This is a genomic window from Bacillus australimaris (assembly GCF_001307105.1).
In the GTDB taxonomy this organism is placed as follows: Bacteria; Bacillota; Bacilli; order Bacillales; family Bacillaceae; genus Bacillus; species Bacillus australimaris.
The window spans coordinates 233,048-253,459 of sequence record NZ_LGYN01000012.1; the positions used below are offsets into that span (position 1 = coordinate 233,048).

A 20,412-nucleotide genomic window follows, 5' to 3' on the forward strand; every position below is an offset into this window, starting at 1 on the left:
TAGGCTCTAAAATAGCCGATGCATTTTTAATCCCATCATGTTACGATAAAAATGAAATTGAGAATCATTATCAAGAGAAGATGAATAGGAGAGAATCTTTTGTGAAAAAACGAACTGGATTTCTTTTAATTTCTTTATCCATCCTTATGCTCTTTACAGCCGCCTGCGGAAGCAATTCAAATAAAGAATCTGCAGCTAAAAAGAATGACATGATTACATATCAGGATGTAAAAGGCGAAGTCAAGCTTCCGAAAGATCCGAAACGAATTGTGCTTCTTGCAGAAAGCTATTATGGAGACCTTGTGACACTAGGCAAAACACCCATTGCTACAACTGCACCCATCTTTAAAAACCCTTTTTATAAAGGAAAGACAGAGGGAGTCAAAAATCTTGGAACAGCCCCTTCTGTCGAAAAAGTTGCCGCTTTGAAGCCAGATATGATTATTGCTTGGGGAGAAGACGAGAAGTTTGATCAATACAAAAAAATTGCCCCTACTGTAGCAGTGAAATACAACCAATATTCCTTCAAAGACCAGCTAAAAGAATTCGGTAAAATGACAGGTACACCGAAAAAAGCAACAGAATGGATCACGAAATGGGATACGAAAATTGCTGAGGTGAAACCAAAGGTAACTAAAGCTGTCGGCAACAAAACGGTTTCGATCGTATCGCCATTTGATAAAGGTATTTATATCTTCGGAAACACCTTTGCCCGCGGAGGAGAAATCATTTATGACGAGCTGAAATTAAAGGCACCGAAGGCGGTCCAAAAAGAAGCGATCGACAGCGGTACAGGCTATGCGAACATTTCTCTTGAGAAGCTGCCAGAATTCGCAGGCGACTATATTTTCACAGGTCCATGGAGCGGCTCAAAAAGTAAGGGAGACCAAGTGTATCAAAGCAGCATTTGGACATCACTTCCTGCCGTAAAAAATAAACATGTATTTGAAATAGACCCAGTTGGTTACTTCTTTAACGATCCAGTATCACTAGAAGGTCAGTTAGAGTTTATTGTAGACCGATTGACATCTGCATCATAAAAAAACGTTTCTCCAGAAATGGAGAAACGTCTTCCTTTATTCCGTCCCTTTGGCAAATCCTTTTGACATGAATGGGTAAAGCAAAATCCCCACTAAGAATAAACCAATTCCAAGACCAAAAGTTTTCAAATCAGCTGTTCCTGAAATAATCACCCAAGCTGAATACCCCATCGCAACAAGTGCAATGATTCCGTCTCTTGTTCGATTTCCTTTTTGAAGCTCATACGTGTCACCTTGCATGATGACCTTGAAGCTGTAGATTGAAGACACAATATACGGAATGAGATACGCAAGTGTCGCTGATGTCGTTAAAAAGGTAAAAGCTTCATTAATCGTACGTGACATCACAGAGAAGATAAACAGCTGTGACATGATATTGGTGACAGTTAAAGCGAAGGCAGGACTTCCTTTTTTGTTTGTTTTTGCAAATACTGCTGGAAAATCACCAGCTTTTGCTGCTTGATACGGTACTTCTGAACCGAGTAAAATCCAGCCAAGCATTGAGCCAAACAAACAAATAATTGCAAGCAGTGCCATGACAATTCCGCCAGCCGGCCCAATAATAAGCTGAAGCACGTCCACGAATGGTTTATCTGAGCCTTGCAATTGATCGTGCGGCAGAACACCCATTGTAATCAATGTGATAATCATGTAGATCGAAAGTGCGATTAAAAGACCTGTTATCGTCGCACGTTTTACATCACGCTGAGAGGATGCTCTTCCTGATAAAATGACAGCTGATTCGATTCCAATAAATGCCCATAGTGTCGAAATGGCCGCATGATGAATTTGGCCTCCAAGTCCGAGCACTCCTTCACCACTTGTTTCAACCGGGAAATAATAATGGTCAAATAATGCCGTTTGGAATGCAAATAATCCTGCGACAATAAAAAGGACGAATCCAAGTACCTTTGAAAAGGTCGTAATAAAATTCAATTTACTTGCAGCACTTAAGCTTGTGATTAAAATGGTATGTGTTCCCCATAAAAGAATGGTACATATGATAAACGTCGTGAGCTGACCAAGTGTGATCGCTTCTTTTCCAAAAGTAAAGATTTCCGTTTTCACAGTGAGAATAGGGAAAAAAGTCGTTAGATAACCGGCAAGGCTCGTAATAATCGCGACATTACTTATCCAGCTTGCCACCCAATATCCCCAAACCATTGTAAAACCGGCCGCTTTCCCTTTTTTCGGATCTTTAAAAAGCGCCCTTGCATAACTTTGTGGTCCAGCCGTCAGCTGCGGCTTGTGAATGGACAAATGCCCAAATACAAGCGCGATCATCAGCACACCGCCACCTGTCACAAGCCAAGCCATCGTCACACCTAAAGGACTTGCGTGCTGGGCAAGCGTACTTGGCAGCATAAAGATGCCTGAACCCACCATATTTCCGACGACAAAAGCCGTCAATAACCAAAAACCCCATTTTTTTGTCTGTTCCATTTCCGTACCTCCGTTATATTCACTTTGGACCAGACCCGGCAGTATCTTCATTGATATATTTGTGAAGCAATGACTTGCATTCTTTATGTTCATAATGGATCACTTTATAACAGCTTACCCTTATTTTTGTAACTCAGAACATAAAAAAAAGCCTGAACAAAAGTCCATGCTTTTCAAAACATACACCTTGATCTCCGGATAGCCCTCCACGCTTCAAAGACGTGGCAGTCCTGCATTTATTCAATGCAGACCCAGCATAAAGAAAGTTGGAGCTCTCTCTACACTTCGGCGCTGATGCCTTTTTTCTCATGATCTTCGATTCCATCTCTCCCATGAGTGACTCATCATCCGCGCAACCTCTACCTCACTGAGACATAGCGTGAGGATTTCTATTCATTTTTACTACACGAAGGTTATCAAACATTCTCATATCTGTCAAAGGGAAAAACATAGAAAAAAGACAGAGAACTATTTCTCTGCCTTTTACCTGCTTATTGGTTGTTGTTTTTCTTCTTTTGTACAGCTTCCTGAAGTGGATCGCCTGCTAGCTCTTTACTTGCTTCTTCTAACAGCTGATCTACCTGCTGATGGTCTTTCTCACTGTTCGCCTTTTTATCCTTTTGGAAAAATGACATCGCTGTTTCCTCCCTTTTCATAAAATGCCGTTGCCTGTTTAATTTGTGCTACAGTGCTCAGCATTATACAAGATGAGAAGCTCAATCATCATGAAAGGTCTGTCGCATTTTTTGCAAATACATCAGAAAGGTTTTTAAATCTTCCTTTGTGAAGTCTGCCATCATATGCTGAATGACCTTTCCGAAAAGACGTGTATGCTTTTCATAAATAGCCAGCCCTTTTTCCGTGACTTCTAAACGAACAAATGATGAATCGTCCTTGTCCCGTTCTCTCTGAATATAGCCCTGCTCACATAATTTATTGAGTGCAATGGAAGCTGCACCTGGGTTTAAAGAGAGTCTTTGCTTCAGCTCTTCGGCATGTGATACTTTGCCTTGTATCAAAATAGAAAGAGCATAGATCTGCGGAGGCGTGATGTCTTTCTCTAACTCAAGTAACTTGCGGTTTAATTTACGGCTGACTTCATAATGTACAAGAACAATTTCTTTTAAAATGTCTGCATTACTCATCCGAATCGCATCCTTATCGTTAGTATCAACATGACTTCCCCTTTATTATAGAATGTTTTTCCATTCAGCCAACCCCTTTTGTCCTCTTTTTCTTTAGAAATAAGCCTTGCTGAATGAATCTACCCTTGATATAGTGAGTACTTGAACTAAAGATAGAACAGGAGTACGCATCATGACAGGAAAAACACACATCATGGGCGGAATTGCCGCCTCCACAGCCGTTGCCTACTATTATGGATTCGACCCAGTGACTATGGCTGCTGCTGGATCAGTAGGTGCCCTGATCCCGGATCTTTGCCATACAAAAAGTAAAATCGGCAGAAAATTCCCGCTGCTCTCGACACTGATTAGTAGCGTGTTCGGTCATCGCACATTTACACACAGTTTATTATTTCTGCTCATCATTTATTTTCTAGCAACAACATACATTCCAAATGACAGTCTAAGTATCGGTTTATTAGTCGGGATGGCAAGCCACCTCATCCTTGATGCAGGGACAGTGAACGGCATTAAATTTTTATTTCCAGCCTCCATTAAAGTGCGTCTTCCCTTCTATGTCAAAACAGGCAGCACAGGAGAACAAGTCGTACTGGCTGCTCTCACCATCGTTACCTGCTATTACATCGCTGTCATCTGCGGTATCACCATCCCAATCCAGTTCTAATGAATAAAAAAGAGTTTTGCGAAAAACACATGATATGAATTGATCATTCCTCATTTTTTTAGTAGGTTTAAGATAAGTGTTTTTGCCTTGCAGCTGAATACAGAATGGTGAGGAGCTACATAAATGAAAGCGTTTTTCAAAGATCACTGGTTTTTAGTGTGCTCCATCCTCTTCATGTGGATGAAAACATACATCATTTATCAATTCGGATTTCATATACGTACAGCCAATCTGTTTCACGAATGGCTGCTTTTGATCAATCCACTTAGCTTTTTGCTCCCTTTGTTTGGGATTGCTCTTTTTTTAAATGAAACGAAGCAAAAGGTTTTTTTATTGACCGCAAATTTAATTTTAACGGCGATTCTCATATCGAATACGATCTTTTATGGATTTTATATTGATTTCATTACGATCCCTGTCTTATTTCAAGCGAAGAACATGGGAGATATGGGCAGCAGTATGACAGAATTGTTCCACCCGCTATTTTTGCTGATGCTCATTGATTTCGTGGTGCTGGCGTGGCTGTTAAAGCGCAAACCTTTAGCACCAAAAGCATCTTTCAAGACGATCAAAACATATTATGCGGTGTGCTGCAGCTTTCTAGTGTTTCATGTCAGCACAGCCATGATGGATCACCCTCGCTTTCTGACAAGCTCTTATGATCGAGAAGTGATCGTACGAAACCTTGGGCTGTTCCAGTTCCACCTGTATGACGGCGCTGCCCAAACGGCGCGTATTGGACAAAAGGCCTTTGCAGATGAAGATACACTTTCAACCGTAGCAAACTACACAAAAGCTGATTACAGTGCACCAAACGAAGAGTACTTTGGACTTGCTAAAGGCAGGAACGTTGTGTTCATTTCACTCGAATCAACACAGCAATTTGTCGTTGATCAAAAGGTGAATGGACAATACATCACCCCCTTTTTAAATCAACTTGCTAAGAAGAGTTTTTATTTTGATGAATTTTATCAGCAGACTGAGCAAGGGAAGACGTCAGATTCAGAGTTTATTGTCGCCAATTCCCTCTACCCATCTAGCAGCGGCGCTGTTTTTTTCACAGCGAGTGACAACGAATATGACACGTTATACAAGCAGTTGAAAAAAGAGAGCTATCAATCTGTCCAATTTCATGCAAATAATAAAACGTTTTGGAATCGTGATGTGATGTATGAATCGCTTGGGATTGACCGTTTTTATGATGTTGATTCATATCAGGTCAATGAACAGAATTCAACTGGCTGGGGCTTAAAGGATATCGACTTTTTTGATCAATCCATTGATTATTTAAAAAAGTTGAAGGCGCCTTATTACAGCACATTCATTACCTTGACCAATCACTTTCCATTTGAAATCGAACCGAAGGACCAATTTATTGATGAATTTGATTCATCCAGCACCATTTTAAACCGCTATGTGACGACCGTCCGCTATCAGGATGAAGCCATTAAGACATTTTTTGACCGGATGAAAGAAGAAGGACTGTATGACAATACAATGTTTGTCCTCATGGGGGATCACTATGGGATTTCCGAGGCACATCATGAGGCTATGGCAGAGCTGCTCAAAAAAGAAGAGATCACACCGTTTGATGCTGTCAAATTGCAGCGGGTTCCCTTTTTAATTTACATTCCTGGTGTAACAGATCAAGCACCCCAGACAATTTCTGAAACAGCTGGACAAATAGACGTAAAGCCGACACTCCTGCACTTACTCGGTATTGAAACGAAGGATGCCATTCAATTTGGCAATGACTTATTTTCAAACGAACGGACGCCTTTTGCTGTTCTGAGAAACGGCAACTTTATTACAGATGATTATCTCTATACAAAGAACACCTGCTATGATCAAAAAACAAAAGAACCTGTTGAACAGGATGAGGTGTGTCAGCCTTATATCGAAAAAGCCAATAAAGAGCTCTCCTTATCAGACAAAGTGATCAATGGGAATTTGTTACGCTTTTATCAGCATTAAAAGTCGCCATTTGGCGGCTTTTTCTTTTCTCTTTTTAATGAAAGCCTATGAATGGTCAAATAAGTTTGCTTATAATAAAGGATACACATGATATTGAATGATAAGAGGTGTGAACATGAAGTATATATTTTTCGCCTTCATCGCCATCTGTTTGGTCCTGAGCGGGTGTCAAACGGAGATGAAGTCATCGTATACAAGCAAAAAAACAGAGCTTGTGATTTCAGCAGCGGCAAGCCTGCAGGATGCACTAAAGGAAATTGAATCTGCCTTTAACGATGAACATCCGAATGTGACATTAACAAATAATTTCGGGTCATCCGGTGCATTGAAGCAGCAAATCGCTCAAGGGGCAAAAGCAGATCTCTTTTTCTCTGCAGCTGAAGCTCCCTTTGATGAGCTTGTCCAATCTGGAGACATCGATCAAAATAACATTAAGGATGCCATAAAAAATGAGCTTGTACTCATTGTGCCAAAGGATCGTTCTTCCTCTATTAAAAGCTTTCAAGACGTCGAGCACATAAAAGGAAAGGTGGCTCTTGGTACACCTGAATCCGTTCCAGCTGGTACATATGGCAAAGAGATTTTCTCAAAGCTGAATATTTGGGATCAGGTGAAAAAGAACGCTGTGTACGGCAAGGATGTGCGGCAAGTTTTAAATTACGTAGAGACAGGAAATGTGGAAGCAGGTGTTGTGTATAAGACAGACGCCCTCATTTCCAAAAAAGTAAAAATTGTAGCTGTAGCCAATCAGGACATGCACTCCCCGATCATTTACCCAGTAGGGATCGTCAAAGGGACTGAACATCTTGAGGAAGCCAAGACCTTTTTTCAATTTCTTCAATCAGATACAGCCAAATCAATTTTTAAAAAGTACGGCTTTCAAGTGAATTAATGCCTATGATGACTGAAGAATTTCTCTCTCCTATTTGGCTGTCCGTTCAGGTTGCTTTTGTGAGCGGGCTGCTTGCCACTATTTTTGGCACAACGATTGGCTTTTGGATGGCACGAACCTCGTTTAAAGGAAAAATGATTGTGGAAACGCTGTTGATGCTGCCGCTTGTCCTCCCGCCAACGGTTGTAGGGTTTTTATTGCTCGTCATATTCGGAAGGTATAGCATGATCGGAGGCGCCATTGAATGGATCTTCCACCAGCCAGTCATTTTCACGTGGTGGGCGGCAGTCATTGCATCGACGGTTGTGGCATTCCCGCTTATGTATCAATCAGCAAAAGCCGGATTTTCAACGATTGAATCAGATATTGAAGGCGCTGCAAAAGTAGATGGTGCTCATTCATTCCAAGTCTTTACCTACATTACAGTACCACTTGCTCTGCCTTCCCTTCTGTCAGGCAGTGTCCTCAGTTTTGCCAGAGCACTTGGAGAATTCGGAGCAACCTTAATGTTTGCCGGCAACATCCCAGGAAAAACCCAAACACTCCCAACCGCAATCTATGTAGCGATCGATTCTGGGCGGATGGAGCTTGCTTGGGCCTGGACGATTTGTATTGTAATCTTATCTTTTATCATGCTCTTGGCAGTTCGCCGAAGCAGTACATAAAAAATCCTCTTACTCACATGAGAAAGAGGATTTTTTCATTTTATTCAAATCCAACCGTCATCGTCTCTGGATTCGAGCCGACGCGTTCGTTATTGTTTAGTGCATCGATTTTTTCCATGTCTTCTTTGGAAAGCTCGAAGTCAAAGATATCGGCATTTTGTTTAATACGTTCTTCATTGATTGATTTAGGAATTGTCACGACACCGCTTTGCAGATCCCAGCGCAAGATAACTTGAGCAACAGATTTGTTGTAGCGTGCAGCAATTTCCTTCAATACGTCATGATCTAGTAGCTTCCCTTGCATCAGCGGAGACCATGCCTCAATTTGAATGCCTTTTTCCTTTGCATATTGGCGCAGTTCAACAAGAGACAGTTTCGGATGAAACTCTACTTGGTTCACGGCTGGAACAACCTCAGCATCTTTTAACAGCTCTTCTAAATGCTGAATGTAGAAGTTGCTGACACCAATGGCTCTGACTTTCCCGTCTTTATAAAGTTTCTCAAGTGCACGCCATGTGTCTTTAAATGTATCGGCATTTGGGCCAGGCCAATGAATTAAATAGAGGTCTAAGTAATCAAGACCTAATCGGTTTAAACTTGCGTCAAATGCGGCCAGCGCTTTGTCATAGCCTTGATCTGTGTTCCATACTTTAGACGTAATGAATAAGTCTTCTCGTTTCACGCCAGATTCTTTAATCGCTTTTCCTACGCCTGTCTCATTTTTATAAACGGCTGCCGTATCAATGCTGCGATATCCGTTTTTTATGGCTGCTTTTACGGCATCTACCACTTGATTGCCGTCTTCCACTTTAAATACACCTAAACCAAACCAAGGCATTTCCACTCCATTATTCAGTGTTACGGTATCATTCAAGCTTTTGACCATGTTAACAACCACCTTTTTTATAGATTCCATCTTTTTCATTATCTCATGTTGTGCTTCAAAACTCTATTATCAGGCGTTTCTCTTCGCTTCGATGGCTAAAAGTAAAGCACCTGTTATGCCAGCTTTGTCCTCAAGTCCAGGGGAGACAATGTATGTATCAAGCGCCGGCAGGTCTACATAATCATTGACATAAGCAGCTAGCTTCTCTCGAATGAGTGGAAATAACTGCTTTTGTTTCATGACGCCTCCGCCCATTATGATACGCTCTGGGCTTAAAATGAGCGAGTACTGCATAAGCGCCTGCGCTAAATAATCGGCTTCAAGTGCCCAAACCGTTTCTTCCTGCGTCAGCTCTTTGGCAGGTTTCCCCCACCTTTTCTCAATCGCAGGTCCTGCTGCCAGTCCTTCTAAACAATTTCCATGTGACGGGCAGACACCTGCAAATGGGTCAGATTCATGCTGCCTGACAAGGATATGCCCCATCTCTGGATGCGAATAACCATGTAAAAGTTCATTTTTCACAACAGCTCCCGCACCAATGCCTGTACCGACCGTAATGTACATACAGCTGCTCAGCCCTTCGGCTGCCCCTTTTGTTAATTCACCTAATGCTGCCGCATTGACATCTGTTGTAAATGATACTGGGACACCTAATTGCTTCTCAAGCTCTGGAATGAACGGGTAATGCTTCCACTCCACTTTCGGCGTGTTCATGATATAACCGTACGAAGGATCGTCCTTTTGAACACAAATTGGTCCAAAGGAGCCAACCCCTAACGCTGTAATTTCATGCTGCTCGAAAAATGGAACGAGCTTTTGTATTGTTTTTTCCGGGTGCTCTGTGGGAATCGTCATTTCCTCCAGAATGTCTCCGTGCTCATTGCCGATTGCACAACAAAATTTCGTACCCCCAGCTTCAATTGCTCCATAATACGCCATCATTGATCTCCCCCTGCTCGTTCTCTTTCTTCATCATAAAACATGGGGGAGAAGATGACAACATCACGTATTGGTGAGCAGAACAGCTTCCATATCGTTGATATATTCCCTTAAATGATGGGCAATATCACGATTGATCTCACCATCTTCATATAAGGTTTGAATTTCATTTCGAATCGACTGTACAGCTTGGAAGTTAAGCTCTTTTTTCTTTCGGTCAAATGAACGGTCTTTTTGCTGAAAGAAGCTTGGACCGTGTTCACAGCGGTAAATCACTTGGTTGTAAAAACCAATGACTTGGTGACATGTTTGTTGGTTTTCATCTGTCATATGCTGTTTGATCGAGTCTACCGCAGCTTCAGCGGTTTTCTTACGGATTTGTTTGTACGAGTCCTCTTTTTCTAATATGCCGCTTGAAATTTGCTGATTTGGCCGCCATAACTGCAGCCATTGAAGCAAGCGAAGAAACTTCACCTTTGAAAAACGAATTTTAAAGGAGTTTGAATACAACATTTCAAGCTCATGAAATCTTTCTTGCAGGTCATAGGCTTCTTCCTTGTCGATTTTCTCTTCATCAATTAATTGCTGAAGTTTCATCTGTTCTGCTTTGATGCCATGCAGTCTGATTTTTCGCTCTTGTCTTCTCATCCCGAATTGGTATGGTTCACGCTGGATATTTCTCAGCTTTATTCGGTAATCATTGATGAGTGCAAGGGATACTTCTCTGTTGTCCTCATTCATACCTTCTTTTAAGGTTTTAATGGCACTTCTCAGCAGCTTCCGTTTCGCATGCTGAATCTTTGTATCCAAGTCCACGTCGACTTGCTTGTCTTTTTTCTCAGATAAAAGAGGCAGTAACACACTAGCTAAAATGAGTGTACATAAAATCACGCCTGCTGCGAGGAAAATAATCAAGTGCCGCTCGGGGAACGGTGATCCGTCCGCAAGCGTAAATGGTATTGAAAAGGCACCTGCTAAAGTGACTGCACCACGAACACCAGAGAATGTCATCAGCATCGAAGCCCGCAGCTTCGGTTTTTTCACATTCTGCTTTTTCGTTACACTCCAGTTACCTGCCCAGAACAGCCATACCCATAAGAACCGCAGCACCATGAGACATAGCGTAATAATTAAGATATAGCCAATGACCTGCATATTATTAAATGCTTCATCCTGGAAAATGACTGTGGATACATCAGGAATCTGCAATCCAAGTAAAACGAAAACAAGTCCGTTTAAAATAAATAAAATAATATTCCATGTATTTGATGAAGCAATTTGCAATTTGGCTAAATTCGCTTCCATTCGATCTTGCTCAATGGCATGTGTCACACCACCAGCCACAACCGCTAAGATCCCAGATACACCGATTTCTTCCGCTGCTAAATAAATCACAAATGGTGTAAGGATTTGCAGGATGATGTGCATCGTGACATCGTCCATTCCTAAACGGCGGAGAAAATAGCGAAAACGAATGATAAAAAAGGATAGAATAAATCCAGTCAATAAACCACCTGCGGCAATCAGCACAAAGCTAAAGGATGCCTCAGCAATTGAAAAAGCTCCCGTCACCGTTGCAGCAATGGCAAATTTAAAGGCGACAAGTCCTGACGCATCGTTCATCAGCCCCTCGCCTTCCAGCAATCTCATGATGCCCTTTGGCATATTCACACGGCTGGATAAGGCACTGACTGCCACAACATCTGTTGGTGATAAAATCGCTGCAAGCGCAAATGCGGCTGGAAGCGGTATGCTTGGAATCATCCAATGAATGGTATATCCCGCTACAATTACGGTTGCAAACACTAAACCAAGCGCTAAAAGAAGAATAGGTGCTCTTAATTTCCAAAGCTCGTCCCTTGGGGTACGCTTCCCATCATTAAATAACAGCGGCGCAATAAATAGAACGAAGAAGAGTTCAGGATTTAAAGAAATATGTAAACCTGAAGGAAAGGCTGCCACCAATATTCCTAAGCCCACTTGAATTAACGGAACAGGAATAAAGGGGACAAAACGATTGATAATATTAGATGATGCAATGAGTGCTAGTAAGACGAGCACTGCCAAAAAAATCTCCACTAGTACATGTCCCTCCTATATCAAATTTTTCGTCACGTTTTGCTTACATGCAAAGATGTGTTCATTTCATGCTCATGCATCCGTCCGTTCATAAGTGCTTTTTTAGTATCCCGCAAAAAACGAAACCAACACATAACAATCCATCTAGGCAAAAAAAGGCTGAATCCAGATATTCAGCCAGCTGACAAAATTTTTCACATGTATTGTTCAAATGATGAACAAAGACCCTGCTTATATTTTACACGAAAACTTCATCATCTGCTGACATTCCGCTCCTATTAAACACAAAAAAAGAGCGAAATCATCGCCCTTTTTTGTTTTACCCTTTATTTAAAAAATAAGACCGGGCGGGAAGCCGCCATTTGAATAAGTAGGAACATACCCTGCATATGACGAGGATGACAAACAGCAGATATAAAGCAAGCTCTCCTTGCGCTAAGCCAAGTCCCACGAATAAGCCGCCAAGGGCTGCCCATACTGCGTAAATCTCTGCTTTTAGCACAAGCGGCTTTCGTCCTGCTAATAAATCACGCACAATTCCTCCGCCACTTCCAGTCAAAATGGCTGCAACAATGACTGCACTGAGCGGGAGTTCTCTTTGCACAGCAAATAATGCGCCTTGAATCGCAAACGCTGCTAAACCGATCGCATCCGAGAAATTCCCCCATGTGCTCCAGTGCTTGAGCAAGAGCTTTGGAAAAAGAAACACAATCGTAATGGATACAAGGGCAATGGTAAACATTTTGCCCTGTGACCATAAAGCAGACACCGGAAGACCAATTAATAGATTCCGAATCGCTCCGCCGCCAAATGCTGTTACAATCCCTAAAATGTACACACCAAGAATATCGTACTCTTCCTCCATTGCCACAATCGCACCACTAATAGCGAATGCGACTATGCCAATGATACTTAAGACTTCCCATGCCATTTTCCGCTTATCTCCTTACCTTTATCTGATCATCTAACACTACCCCCTTAATGTATATCTGACACAGGCGAAAAGCAATACAAATTTTCTTTAAATTTTATCTTTTTGCAAAAATAAAAAATAGCCCGCTTAATAGCAGGCTATCTTTCTCAATCTTCTTTTGCATTTAACAGCAGCATACTAATGATGATGAGAATAAATGCGATAAGAGCTAATAGTGGAATGGTGATAAAACCAAACCAGTTCAGATAATCAACTGAACAAGGAACACCGCTCAGGCAAGGGCGAATTGATGCGAAGCCTGGTATCTTTTGTTCCATATAATGATAAATGGAAAAACAAGCACCAATGACAGCCAAAGGCAGAACGTAATACTTCACTTTGACATCGCCTCTGAATGTTGCAATGCCAAGTAAAAGCACGAGCGGGTACATGAAAATGCGCTGAAACCAGCAAAGGTCGCATGGGATAAACTTTTTTACTTCACTTAAATACAAGCTGCTCATCGTTGCAACGATAGAAACGATCCAAGCACTGTATAAGTAAACAAGCTTATTCTTCATGATTTTTTCCCTTTGAGCTCTTGATCAATTAATCCTTTGATTTCATCATAGTCATAAAAGTTTTGCACTTGTTTGTTGTTAATGAAAATAGTTGGTGTTGCATTGACTTTATATTGGTTCACAAGCTGATCGTCTGTGTTCAGCTGCGGCTGATATGTTTTCTTTGATAAATTATCTTTTAGCTTGTCTGTATCTATTTTTGTTGTCTTTTTCGCTAGTTCCGTCAGCTTAGCAGGTGTAACCCATTCTGCTTCACCGTCTGGCTGCGCTTGATAAACAGCTTCATGAAATGCCCAGAAGTTTTTCGGATCTTCTTTCAACACTTCTTCAGAAGCTAGTGCAGCTAACACTGCCCCATCTCCATGAACAGGAAGTGGGAAGTTAATAAACGAAAATGAGACATCGCCTTTATCTATGTAGTCCGCTTTCAGTTTTGGGAAAATGTCTGTATCAAATGCTTTACAAGATGGACATTTGTAATCTCCAAACTCCACGATTTGCACCGCTGCGTTTTTGTCCCCCATGACAGGCTGACCTTTAATAGAAGGTTTACTGTCAACTGTTTGAGCTTCTTCGCTGTTTTTATTCCCAATCACAACAAATAGACCGATGAGAAGAGCTGCAATGATGGTTAAAATGACAGCAAATTTAATGGATGAAGATTGATTATTTTTTTTACTCACATAAGCACCTACCTTATCTTTTTCATTCCTAAAAAAAAGAAAAAGGATAATAGCTTAGACAAATGCCATTATCCAACTTCTTCTATCTTAACAAGAGGGGGTCCATTATGAAAGATGGTATTCATGAATTTTTCCTAACAATTTTATTTCATAACCCTCATCGCATTTAAAACAGCGAGTACGGTAACACCGACATCTGAGAAGACAGCTTCCCACATAGTCGCAATACCGAATGCACCGAGTAATAGGAAAACACCTTTGACTCCGAGAGCAAACGCAATATTCTGCCATACAATTCTTCTTGTTCGTTTAGCGACAGCAATGGCTTCAGCAATTTTTGATGGCTGGTCTGTCATGATGACGATATCAGCCGCTTCAACAGCTGCATCTGAACCAAGTCCGCCCATCGCAATTCCTATGTCTGCTCTTGCTAATACCGGTGTATCATTAATGCCATCCCCAACAAATAATAATTTTTCTTGAGGCGCTTTTTTCTGATCAATTTCTTCTAATTTCGTTACTTTATCCTGCGGTAATAATTCTGCATGCACTTCGTCAATACCAATTTGCTGGGCGACCGCTGTTCCGACTTGCTTGGCATCACCAGTCAGCATGACTGTTTGAATACCTGATGCTTTTAGAGCAGAGACGGCTTCAATTGCATCGTCCTTCAATTCATCTGCAATCAAGATCGATCCGGCAAATTCACCGTTAATCGCCATGTACACAACTGTTCCACTTCGTTTTTCTTTTTCATACGCAATGCCTTCTCGTTCCATCAAGCGATGATTTCCAGCTAAAACATGGGAACCGCTGATGGTCGCTTTAATTCCATGTCCCGCTATATCTTCATATGCTTCGATCTGGCTTTCATCAAGCGGCGAACCATATGCCGCTTTAATCGATTCAGCAATAGGATGTGAAGAATGAGCTTCTGCTAAAGCTGCAAAAGAAAGCAGCTCCTCTTTTGACCACTTGTCACTAGTTGTCTCGATATTGGTTACTGTAAAGTTTCCTTTTGTGAGTGTGCCCGTCTTATCAAATACAGCATAGCTGACAGAGTTTAATGCTTCTAGATAGTTACTGCCTTTTACAAGGATACCTCGTTTAGAAGCTGCCCCAATTCCCCCAAAGAATCCCAATGGGATAGATACAACAAGCGCACAAGGACAAGAAATAACTAAGAAAACGAGTGCCCGGTAAACCCAGTCAGACAATTGTGCTGATGGAATGAGAAGCGGCGGCACAAAGGCAAGCAGCAATGCCAATACAACGACAGCCGGTGTGTAGTATTTTGCAAACTTTGTGATAAAGTTTTCTGTCTGTGCTTTTCGGCTGCTCGCATTCTCAACCAAATCTAAAATTTTCGTTACTGCCGATTCGCTAAGTCCTTTTTGCACTTCAATTTCGAGAATACCGTTTTGATTCACAAATCCTGCAAGCACTTCTTTCCCCGCTTCTACGTCACGCGGTACGGATTCCCCTGTTAATGCAGAGGTATCCACGAGTGAAAAGCCTTCAATGACGAGGCCATCGAGTGGAATTTTTTCGCCAGGTTTCACGACAATACGGTCACCGACTTTTACTTCTTCCGGCTTCACTTTTTTCGTTTCATTTCCTACTTTGAGATTCGCATATTCAGGGCGGATATTCATTAATTCACTAATTGATCGTCTTGAACGGTTCACTGCTGCCCCTTGGAACAGCTCTCCAATTTGGTAAAACAGCATTACAGCGAGTGCCTCTGGATATTGCTGAATAACAAAAGCGCCAGCTGTTGCAATGGTCATTAAGAAGTTCTCATCAAATACTTGACCGCGCACGATATTTTTCAGCGCTTTAAAAACCACATCACCGCCGACTAATAAATACGCTGCGAAAAACAGGATAAATTTCAATAAGCCATCTTCAGGTATAAAATAAGCTGCTGTTCCAATGGCTGCACCGCCAATTAATTTCAGCACAATCGTTTTTAAATTCTTTGTCCCATGATCATGATCGTGGTGATGTCCTTCTTCTTTTGGTGATACACTCACGTGAGGTTCGATGGACTGAACGGTTTTTTCAATACGCTTTGACATCGTTTCTTGCTTATCTGCATGTGTGACAGTCAATGTCCCTGTCGCAAAATTAACGGAACAAGCTTCAACGCCATCCATCTTGCCGACACCTGTTTCTATTTTACGTGCACAGTTTCCACAATCAAGACCGCTTAATACGTATTCATCCTTCATTTTTTTCATGTTCTCACCTTTTTTCTATATGATAAGTAACGTTCCCTAGACCGATTAAACCTATTAAAAATCAAATAATTTATATATGAGCATATACTCATATATTGGATTACCCTTATTATATGAAGAATGCTTCTCTTCTGTCAATCATTTATGAAGAAATAATTGGTTTTTTGTGTCCAATCGTGTCACATAGATTTTCAATCAACCAAGCTCATGTCCCCCACACCCCGCATAACATAAAAACGATCGTTTGCAGTTTTTCTCTTTACAAAAGAAGGACAGACGCTTAGAATAAAATAAAAGTTTCCTTAAGGAAACAAATTAGCATTAAGGAATAATTTCATCCTTTAGTCAAAATTATTTAATGTATGCATATATCTTTAGGAAGTGCAATGATGATTGAAAGGGGCCTCAAGAGATGTCAAATGCTTTAACAATCGACCGCCTTCATGTCTCATATCATGGACAGGATGCATTAGAGAACGTCTCTCTTTCCATACAGGAAGGGACAATGACAGGCATTATAGGTCCAAATGGTGCTGGGAAATCGACGTTACTCAAAGCATGTTTGGATTTAATTGAAAAAGATCAAGGGGATATTCGCTTTTTTGGCAATCCCTTTAAACAGGTTAGAAAACAGATCGCCTATGTACCGCAGAGAAATGATTTAGACTGGACGTTTCCAATTCATGTGCTGGATACCGTGCTACTTGGAACATATCCGAAGCTTGGGCTCATGAAACGTCCGAAAAAAGAAGACCGGGCATATGCGTACCACTGTTTAGAAAAAGTAGGAATGCAGGACTTTGCCAAAAGACAAATCGGTGAGTTATCCGGCGGTCAGCAGCAGCGTGTCTTCCTTGCCAGAGCACTTGCTCAAAACGCACAGCTCTTCTGTTTGGATGAACCATTTGTCGGAATTGATATGGCAAGTGAAGAAACGATGGTTCGCATTTTAAAGGAATTACGAGATGAAGGGAAAACCATTTTGGTTGTCCATCATGATTTAAGTAAGGCCGATGATTACTTCAGCCATCTCGTTTTGTTAAATAAAAAGCTCATCAAAGCAGGGCCTGTACACGACATCCTTCGCCCAGAAATCATGCTGGAAGCATATGAAACACAGCTGCCATTCTTAAAATCAGCAGGAGGAGACGTGTAATGGAATTTTTAACAGGACTTTTTGAATATGCTTTTTTACAAAAAGCGTTATTTACATCCGTCATGGTGGGTATCATTTGCGGTGTTATTGGCTGCTTTATCATTTTACGCGGCATGGCCCTGATGGGGGACGCCATTTCACACGCCGTACTTCCAGGTGTCGCCATCTCTTATATGCTGGGGATTAACTTTTTCTTCGGGGCCGTCTTAACTGGCGTGTTAACAGCGATTGGCATCGGATACGTGAGTCAAAACAGCCGTATCAAAAATGATTCCGCCATTGGCATTGTTTTTACCGCCTTTTTCTCCATCGGAATCATTTTAATCACATTTTTGAAAAGTTCCAGTGATTTATATCATATTCTGTTTGGAAACGTTCTGGCGGTTCGATCATCTGATATGTGGATTACGCTCGGCATCGGTATTTTTATCTTGCTTGCCGTCATCGTTTTCTACAAAGAACTGCTCATTAGTTCTTTTGATCCGGTGATTTCTTCCGTATACGGTTTACCAAATCGCTTGATTCATTATTTTCTCATGACCTTGTTAACCCTTGTGACCGTTGCATCTCTGCAAACCGTTGGGATTATTCTTGTCGTTGCGATGCTGATCACGCCGGCGGCCACTGCGTATCTCTTGACAGACCGGCTGTGGATCATGATTTATTTATCTGCTTTCTTCGGGGCTGTTTCTGCCGTCGTAGGTCTTGGGCTTAGTTTTACGTATAATTTGTCATCTGGCGCTTCTATCGTGCTGGTCGCGACTATTTTATTCGGGAGTGCCTTTATCTTTTCACCGAAGCAAGGAATTCTATGGAGATCTTTAAAATCTAAACAAAAACGGACGCAGTTAAAAAAGGAAGCGTCTATGTAAAAGGAGGACATATATGAAGAAGGTTTTTGCAATCCGTTTGACCGCAGTATTCATTGCCCTTTTGGTCATCGCAGGCTGTTCTACCCAGCAAAAGAGTTCCGGTAAAGATGACGGTAAATTAAAAGTTGTCACGACCTACTCCATTCTTTATGACATTGTGAAGGAAGTAGGAGGGCAGCATGTCTCTATTCACAGCATTGTTCCCATTGGTACAGACCCACATGAATTTGACCCACTGCCAAAGGATGTTCAGTATACGACGGATGCAGACCTTGTTCTATCTAATGGCTTGAACCTTGAAACAGGGAATGGCTGGTTTCAAAAACTGCTTGAATCGAGCGGCAAGGACGGGGACGATGCACCTGTAGCGGAGCTGAGTAAAGGCGTCAAAGTGAAGCATTTGTCTTCAAAAGGGCTCGAAAGCCAGCAGGACCCACACGCATGGCTGAATGTCGAGAATGGGATTCTTTATGCGCAAAATGCCAGAGATGCGCTCATTCAAGCAGACCCTGAGCATAAAGAGGATTACGAAAAAAATGCAGAAGCCTATATCAAAAAGCTTCAAACGCTTCACGATGAAGCAAAAGACAAGTTTGATCAGCTGCCAAAAAACAAAAAACTCCTTGTCACAAGTGAAGGAGCATTCAAGTATTTTGCAGAGGCGTATGGACTAAAAGCCGGCTACATTTGGGAGATCAACACAGAAAGTGAAGGAACACCCGGACAAATGAAGCGCATCATTCATTTTGTCAAAGATCATCAAGTTCCTGCTCTCTTTCTGGAAACAAGTGTCGATAAACGCAGCCTTGAAAGCCTCTCTGAGGAAACCGGGGTTCCGATCAAAGGGAAAGTCTTTACTGACTCTATTGGAAAAGAAGGTGAAGATGGAGACAGCTACTATAAGATGATGAAATGGAATATTGATACCATTTACAAAGGATTGTCATCATAAGGAAAGACAGGTGGAGTGAATCCGCCTGTCTTTTTTGTCAGCCTGATATATTTTCTGGATGCTTTTTCGGCCAAATGACGTAGCTGATACTAATGACGAAATCAATGGCTAAGACCATCCCCCACACACTAACAAGCTGCATCAGCGATTCCGTTCTCTCTGGTGCTTGGATAAGATAGGTCAATCCATATAACAGCCCCGCTCCGATGACATAAGAGATGAAATGCCGCGTCCAGCCCACCATTTCATACAGCGACCTCTCCCTTCCGTACTTTGGTTTCTCCTTTGGCTTCGGCCCTCCTGCAAAACGATAAGCAAACCGGACATCTGCCCACTTCACCATTTGATGTCCAAAGGCAAGGCTCACACCGATATAAACAGCCGCAAGCCCGTGGATGACACTCGCCACGGCCCCCTGTCTTAAATCCATATAAGTAGCTGCAAGAAGGATTAGATCCAAAATTGGCGTACAGACAAGAAAGAAAGCACCCCATTTTTTCTGTTTAAACACATAACGCAGTGTTAAGCCCATTAGAATAAACAGCCAAAAGCCAATTTCACAAGCCACGATCAAAAACCCGACCAATTTTCCCACATCCTTTTTTAATACAATTGTATTAAATAAAAAATAACACAACTGTGTTAAAAAAACAATAGCTGTGCTAAAATCAATGTATGCCAAAAATCGTCGATCACCATAAACAAAAACAAAAGGTCGCTCAAGCTGCAATGAGAGTGATTAAACAAGAGGGATTGGAGAGTGCTTCTGTACGAAAAATAGCAGTGGAAGCTGGTATTTCAGCCGGCTCTATGCGACATTATTTTTCCACACAGCAAGAGTTATTTCTATTCTCCATGAATTTGATTCAGGAAAGAGTGAAAGAGCGCATTGCAGGGCTTCCATTAAACGGTCCAACGGAGGAAAATGTATTCACTTTATTGGAACAGGTTCTTCCACTTGACGAAGAACGAAAATTTGAAATGGAGGTGTGGCAGGCTTTTACAGTCAAAGCGCTGACTGAACCAGATCTACAGCCGCTCAATGCAAAGATGTATGACGAGCTTTTTCAAACGGTCCAATTTTGCTTAATGAAATTGAAAGAGGATGGGCTGCTGCTAGATCATATCGACCTTTTATTAGAAACTGAGCGGCTTTATGCGGTCATCAATGGGCTTGCATTGAATGGAATCGTACAGCCCGATCGTTTACCGCCTCAGCTCATTCGCTCCGTGCTGCAAATGCACCTGCAATCCATCACAAAAAAAGACATGTCTCCCTAATTGG

Annotated in this window: 20 protein-coding genes and 1 riboswitch; of the genes, 9 read left to right on the forward strand and 11 right to left on the reverse strand. The window is 41.7% G+C overall.

What is annotated here, in order from left to right; translation table 11 throughout:
- Positions 1–101 precede the first annotated feature (101 nt).
- The gene (locus AKG37_RS07820; protein WP_060698291.1) at positions 102–1,040 is read left to right on the forward strand and encodes an iron-hydroxamate ABC transporter substrate-binding protein; all 939 of its coding nucleotides are present in this window, start codon (positions 102–104) and stop codon (positions 1,038–1,040) included.
- Between the two features lie 36 nt (positions 1,041–1,076).
- On the opposite strand, the gene AKG37_RS07825 is transcribed toward AKG37_RS07820, so the two are convergent.
- The 3 genes from AKG37_RS07825 to AKG37_RS07840 all read right to left on the reverse strand — a co-directional run bounded on the left by AKG37_RS07825 (position 1,077) and on the right by AKG37_RS07840 (position 3,628).
- On the reverse strand, positions 1,077–2,483 hold the full coding sequence (locus AKG37_RS07825; protein ID WP_060698292.1) for an amino acid permease: 1,407 nt from the start codon (positions 2,481–2,483) through the stop codon (positions 1,077–1,079).
- 191 nt (positions 2,484–2,674) lie between these two features.
- Positions 2,675–2,853, reverse strand: a riboswitch (Lysine riboswitch).
- 121 nt (positions 2,854–2,974) lie between these two features.
- A complete protein-coding gene (gene sspJ / locus AKG37_RS07835; protein WP_060698293.1) occupies positions 2,975–3,118 on the reverse strand; it encodes a small acid-soluble spore protein SspJ in 144 nt (47 codons plus the stop codon).
- Positions 3,119–3,199: 81 nt separating this feature from the next.
- Entirely contained in the window at positions 3,200–3,628 is a 429-nt protein-coding gene (locus AKG37_RS07840) for a MarR family winged helix-turn-helix transcriptional regulator (RefSeq protein ID WP_060698294.1), read from the reverse strand.
- 172 nt (positions 3,629–3,800) lie between these two features.
- Between AKG37_RS07840 and AKG37_RS07845 the strand changes: the two genes are divergently transcribed.
- The 4 genes from AKG37_RS07845 to modB all read left to right on the forward strand — a co-directional run bounded on the left by AKG37_RS07845 (position 3,801) and on the right by modB (position 7,823).
- A complete protein-coding gene (locus AKG37_RS07845) occupies positions 3,801–4,292 on the forward strand; it encodes a metal-dependent hydrolase (RefSeq protein ID WP_060698295.1) in 492 nt (163 codons plus the stop codon).
- Between the two features lie 123 nt (positions 4,293–4,415).
- Positions 4,416–6,266: an LTA synthase family protein gene (locus AKG37_RS07850; RefSeq protein WP_060698296.1), complete on the forward strand. Its 1,851-nt coding sequence runs from the start codon at positions 4,416–4,418 to the stop codon at positions 6,264–6,266.
- A 115-nt stretch (positions 6,267–6,381) separates the two neighbouring features.
- Positions 6,382–7,158 (forward strand): molybdate ABC transporter substrate-binding protein, encoded by a 777-nt coding sequence (modA, locus tag AKG37_RS07855; protein WP_060698297.1) that lies wholly within the window; start codon positions 6,382–6,384, stop codon positions 7,156–7,158.
- Positions 7,158–7,823 carry a molybdate ABC transporter permease subunit gene (gene modB / locus AKG37_RS07860; RefSeq protein ID WP_060698298.1) on the forward strand — a complete coding sequence of 222 codons (666 nt, stop codon included), beginning with the start codon at positions 7,158–7,160 and terminating at the stop codon, positions 7,821–7,823. The genes modA and modB overlap by 1 nt, the downstream gene beginning before the upstream one ends.
- A 40-nt stretch (positions 7,824–7,863) precedes the next feature.
- Here the strand turns inward: modB and AKG37_RS07865 are convergent, their stop codons facing one another.
- From AKG37_RS07865 to AKG37_RS07895, 7 genes are all read right to left on the reverse strand, one after another.
- A complete protein-coding gene (locus AKG37_RS07865) occupies positions 7,864–8,709 on the reverse strand; it encodes an aldo/keto reductase (protein WP_060698299.1) in 846 nt (281 codons plus the stop codon).
- A 69-nt stretch (positions 8,710–8,778) separates the two neighbouring features.
- Complete coding sequence (locus tag AKG37_RS07870) at positions 8,779–9,648, reverse strand: ROK family protein (RefSeq protein ID WP_060698300.1); 870 nt, start codon at positions 9,646–9,648, stop codon at positions 8,779–8,781.
- 63 nt (positions 9,649–9,711) lie between these two features.
- Positions 9,712–11,727 (reverse strand): Na+/H+ antiporter, encoded by a 2,016-nt coding sequence (locus tag AKG37_RS07875; RefSeq protein ID WP_060698301.1) that lies wholly within the window; start codon positions 11,725–11,727, stop codon positions 9,712–9,714.
- Positions 11,728–12,046: 319 nt separating this feature from the next.
- Positions 12,047–12,658, reverse strand: coding sequence for a trimeric intracellular cation channel family protein (locus AKG37_RS07880; RefSeq protein ID WP_060698302.1), 612 nt, complete (start codon positions 12,656–12,658; stop codon positions 12,047–12,049).
- A 149-nt stretch (positions 12,659–12,807) separates the two neighbouring features.
- On the reverse strand, positions 12,808–13,221 hold the full coding sequence (locus tag AKG37_RS07885) for a disulfide oxidoreductase (protein ID WP_060698303.1): 414 nt from the start codon (positions 13,219–13,221) through the stop codon (positions 12,808–12,810).
- Positions 13,218–13,904, reverse strand: a complete 687-nt coding sequence (locus AKG37_RS07890) for a DsbA family protein (RefSeq protein WP_060698304.1) — start codon at positions 13,902–13,904, stop codon at positions 13,218–13,220. The genes AKG37_RS07885 and AKG37_RS07890 overlap by 4 nt, the downstream gene beginning before the upstream one ends.
- 143 nt (positions 13,905–14,047) lie before the next feature.
- Positions 14,048–16,147: a heavy metal translocating P-type ATPase gene (locus tag AKG37_RS07895; RefSeq protein WP_060698305.1), complete on the reverse strand. Its 2,100-nt coding sequence runs from the start codon at positions 16,145–16,147 to the stop codon at positions 14,048–14,050.
- Positions 16,148–16,559: 412 nt separating this feature from the next.
- On the opposite strand from AKG37_RS07895, the gene AKG37_RS07900 reads away from it, so the two are divergent.
- From AKG37_RS07900 to AKG37_RS07910, 3 genes are read left to right on the forward strand one after another with little or no spacing between them, the layout of a single operon-like run.
- A complete protein-coding gene (locus AKG37_RS07900) occupies positions 16,560–17,303 on the forward strand; it encodes a metal ABC transporter ATP-binding protein (protein ID WP_060698306.1) in 744 nt (247 codons plus the stop codon).
- Complete coding sequence (locus tag AKG37_RS07905) at positions 17,303–18,175, forward strand: metal ABC transporter permease (protein ID WP_060698307.1); 873 nt, start codon at positions 17,303–17,305, stop codon at positions 18,173–18,175. The genes AKG37_RS07900 and AKG37_RS07905 overlap by 1 nt, the downstream gene beginning before the upstream one ends.
- Positions 18,176–18,188: 13 nt before the next feature.
- The gene (locus AKG37_RS07910; protein ID WP_060698308.1) at positions 18,189–19,127 is read left to right on the forward strand and encodes a metal ABC transporter substrate-binding protein; all 939 of its coding nucleotides are present in this window, start codon (positions 18,189–18,191) and stop codon (positions 19,125–19,127) included.
- A 37-nt stretch (positions 19,128–19,164) separates the two neighbouring features.
- Here AKG37_RS07910 and AKG37_RS07915 read toward each other — a convergent pair whose 3' ends face one another.
- On the reverse strand, positions 19,165–19,713 hold the full coding sequence (locus AKG37_RS07915) for a hypothetical protein (RefSeq protein ID WP_060698519.1): 549 nt from the start codon (positions 19,711–19,713) through the stop codon (positions 19,165–19,167).
- 89 nt (positions 19,714–19,802) lie between these two features.
- Here AKG37_RS07915 and AKG37_RS07920 point away from each other — a divergent pair, with 89 nt between their 5' ends.
- Positions 19,803–20,408, forward strand: coding sequence for a TetR/AcrR family transcriptional regulator (locus tag AKG37_RS07920; protein ID WP_060698309.1), 606 nt, complete (start codon positions 19,803–19,805; stop codon positions 20,406–20,408).
- Positions 20,409–20,412: the final 4 nt, after the last annotated feature.

Bases quoted from the DNA above. Each gene is read 5' to 3' on its own strand.
- AKG37_RS07850 (WP_060698296.1), top strand. From the start codon at position 4,416: ATGAAAGCGTTTTTCAAAGATCACTGGTTTTTAGTGTGCTCCATCCTC.
- AKG37_RS07870 (WP_060698300.1), bottom strand. From the start codon at position 9,648: ATGGCGTATTATGGAGCAATTGAAGCTGGGGGTACGAAATTTTGTTGT.
- AKG37_RS07900 (WP_060698306.1), top strand. From the start codon at position 16,560: ATGTCAAATGCTTTAACAATCGACCGCCTTCATGTCTCATATCATGGA.
- AKG37_RS07910 (WP_060698308.1), top strand. From the start codon at position 18,189: ATGAAGAAGGTTTTTGCAATCCGTTTGACCGCAGTATTCATTGCCCTT.
- AKG37_RS07885 (WP_060698303.1), bottom strand. From the start codon at position 13,221: ATGAAGAATAAGCTTGTTTACTTATACAGTGCTTGGATCGTTTCTATC.
- modA (WP_060698297.1), top strand. From the start codon at position 6,382: ATGAAGTATATATTTTTCGCCTTCATCGCCATCTGTTTGGTCCTGAGC.
- AKG37_RS07865 (WP_060698299.1), bottom strand. From the start codon at position 8,709: ATGGTCAAAAGCTTGAATGATACCGTAACACTGAATAATGGAGTGGAA.
- sspJ (WP_060698293.1), bottom strand. From the start codon at position 3,118: ATGTCATTTTTCCAAAAGGATAAAAAGGCGAACAGTGAGAAAGACCAT.
- AKG37_RS07880 (WP_060698302.1), bottom strand. From the start codon at position 12,658: ATGGCATGGGAAGTCTTAAGTATCATTGGCATAGTCGCATTCGCTATT.
- AKG37_RS07840 (WP_060698294.1), bottom strand. From the start codon at position 3,628: ATGAGTAATGCAGACATTTTAAAAGAAATTGTTCTTGTACATTATGAA.
- AKG37_RS07920 (WP_060698309.1), top strand. From the start codon at position 19,803: ATGCCAAAAATCGTCGATCACCATAAACAAAAACAAAAGGTCGCTCAA.
- AKG37_RS07905 (WP_060698307.1), top strand. From the start codon at position 17,303: ATGGAATTTTTAACAGGACTTTTTGAATATGCTTTTTTACAAAAAGCG.
- AKG37_RS07845 (WP_060698295.1), top strand. From the start codon at position 3,801: ATGACAGGAAAAACACACATCATGGGCGGAATTGCCGCCTCCACAGCC.
- AKG37_RS07825 (WP_060698292.1), bottom strand. From the start codon at position 2,483: ATGGAACAGACAAAAAAATGGGGTTTTTGGTTATTGACGGCTTTTGTC.
- modB (WP_060698298.1), top strand. From the start codon at position 7,158: ATGCCTATGATGACTGAAGAATTTCTCTCTCCTATTTGGCTGTCCGTT.
- AKG37_RS07895 (WP_060698305.1), bottom strand. From the start codon at position 16,147: ATGAAAAAAATGAAGGATGAATACGTATTAAGCGGTCTTGATTGTGGA.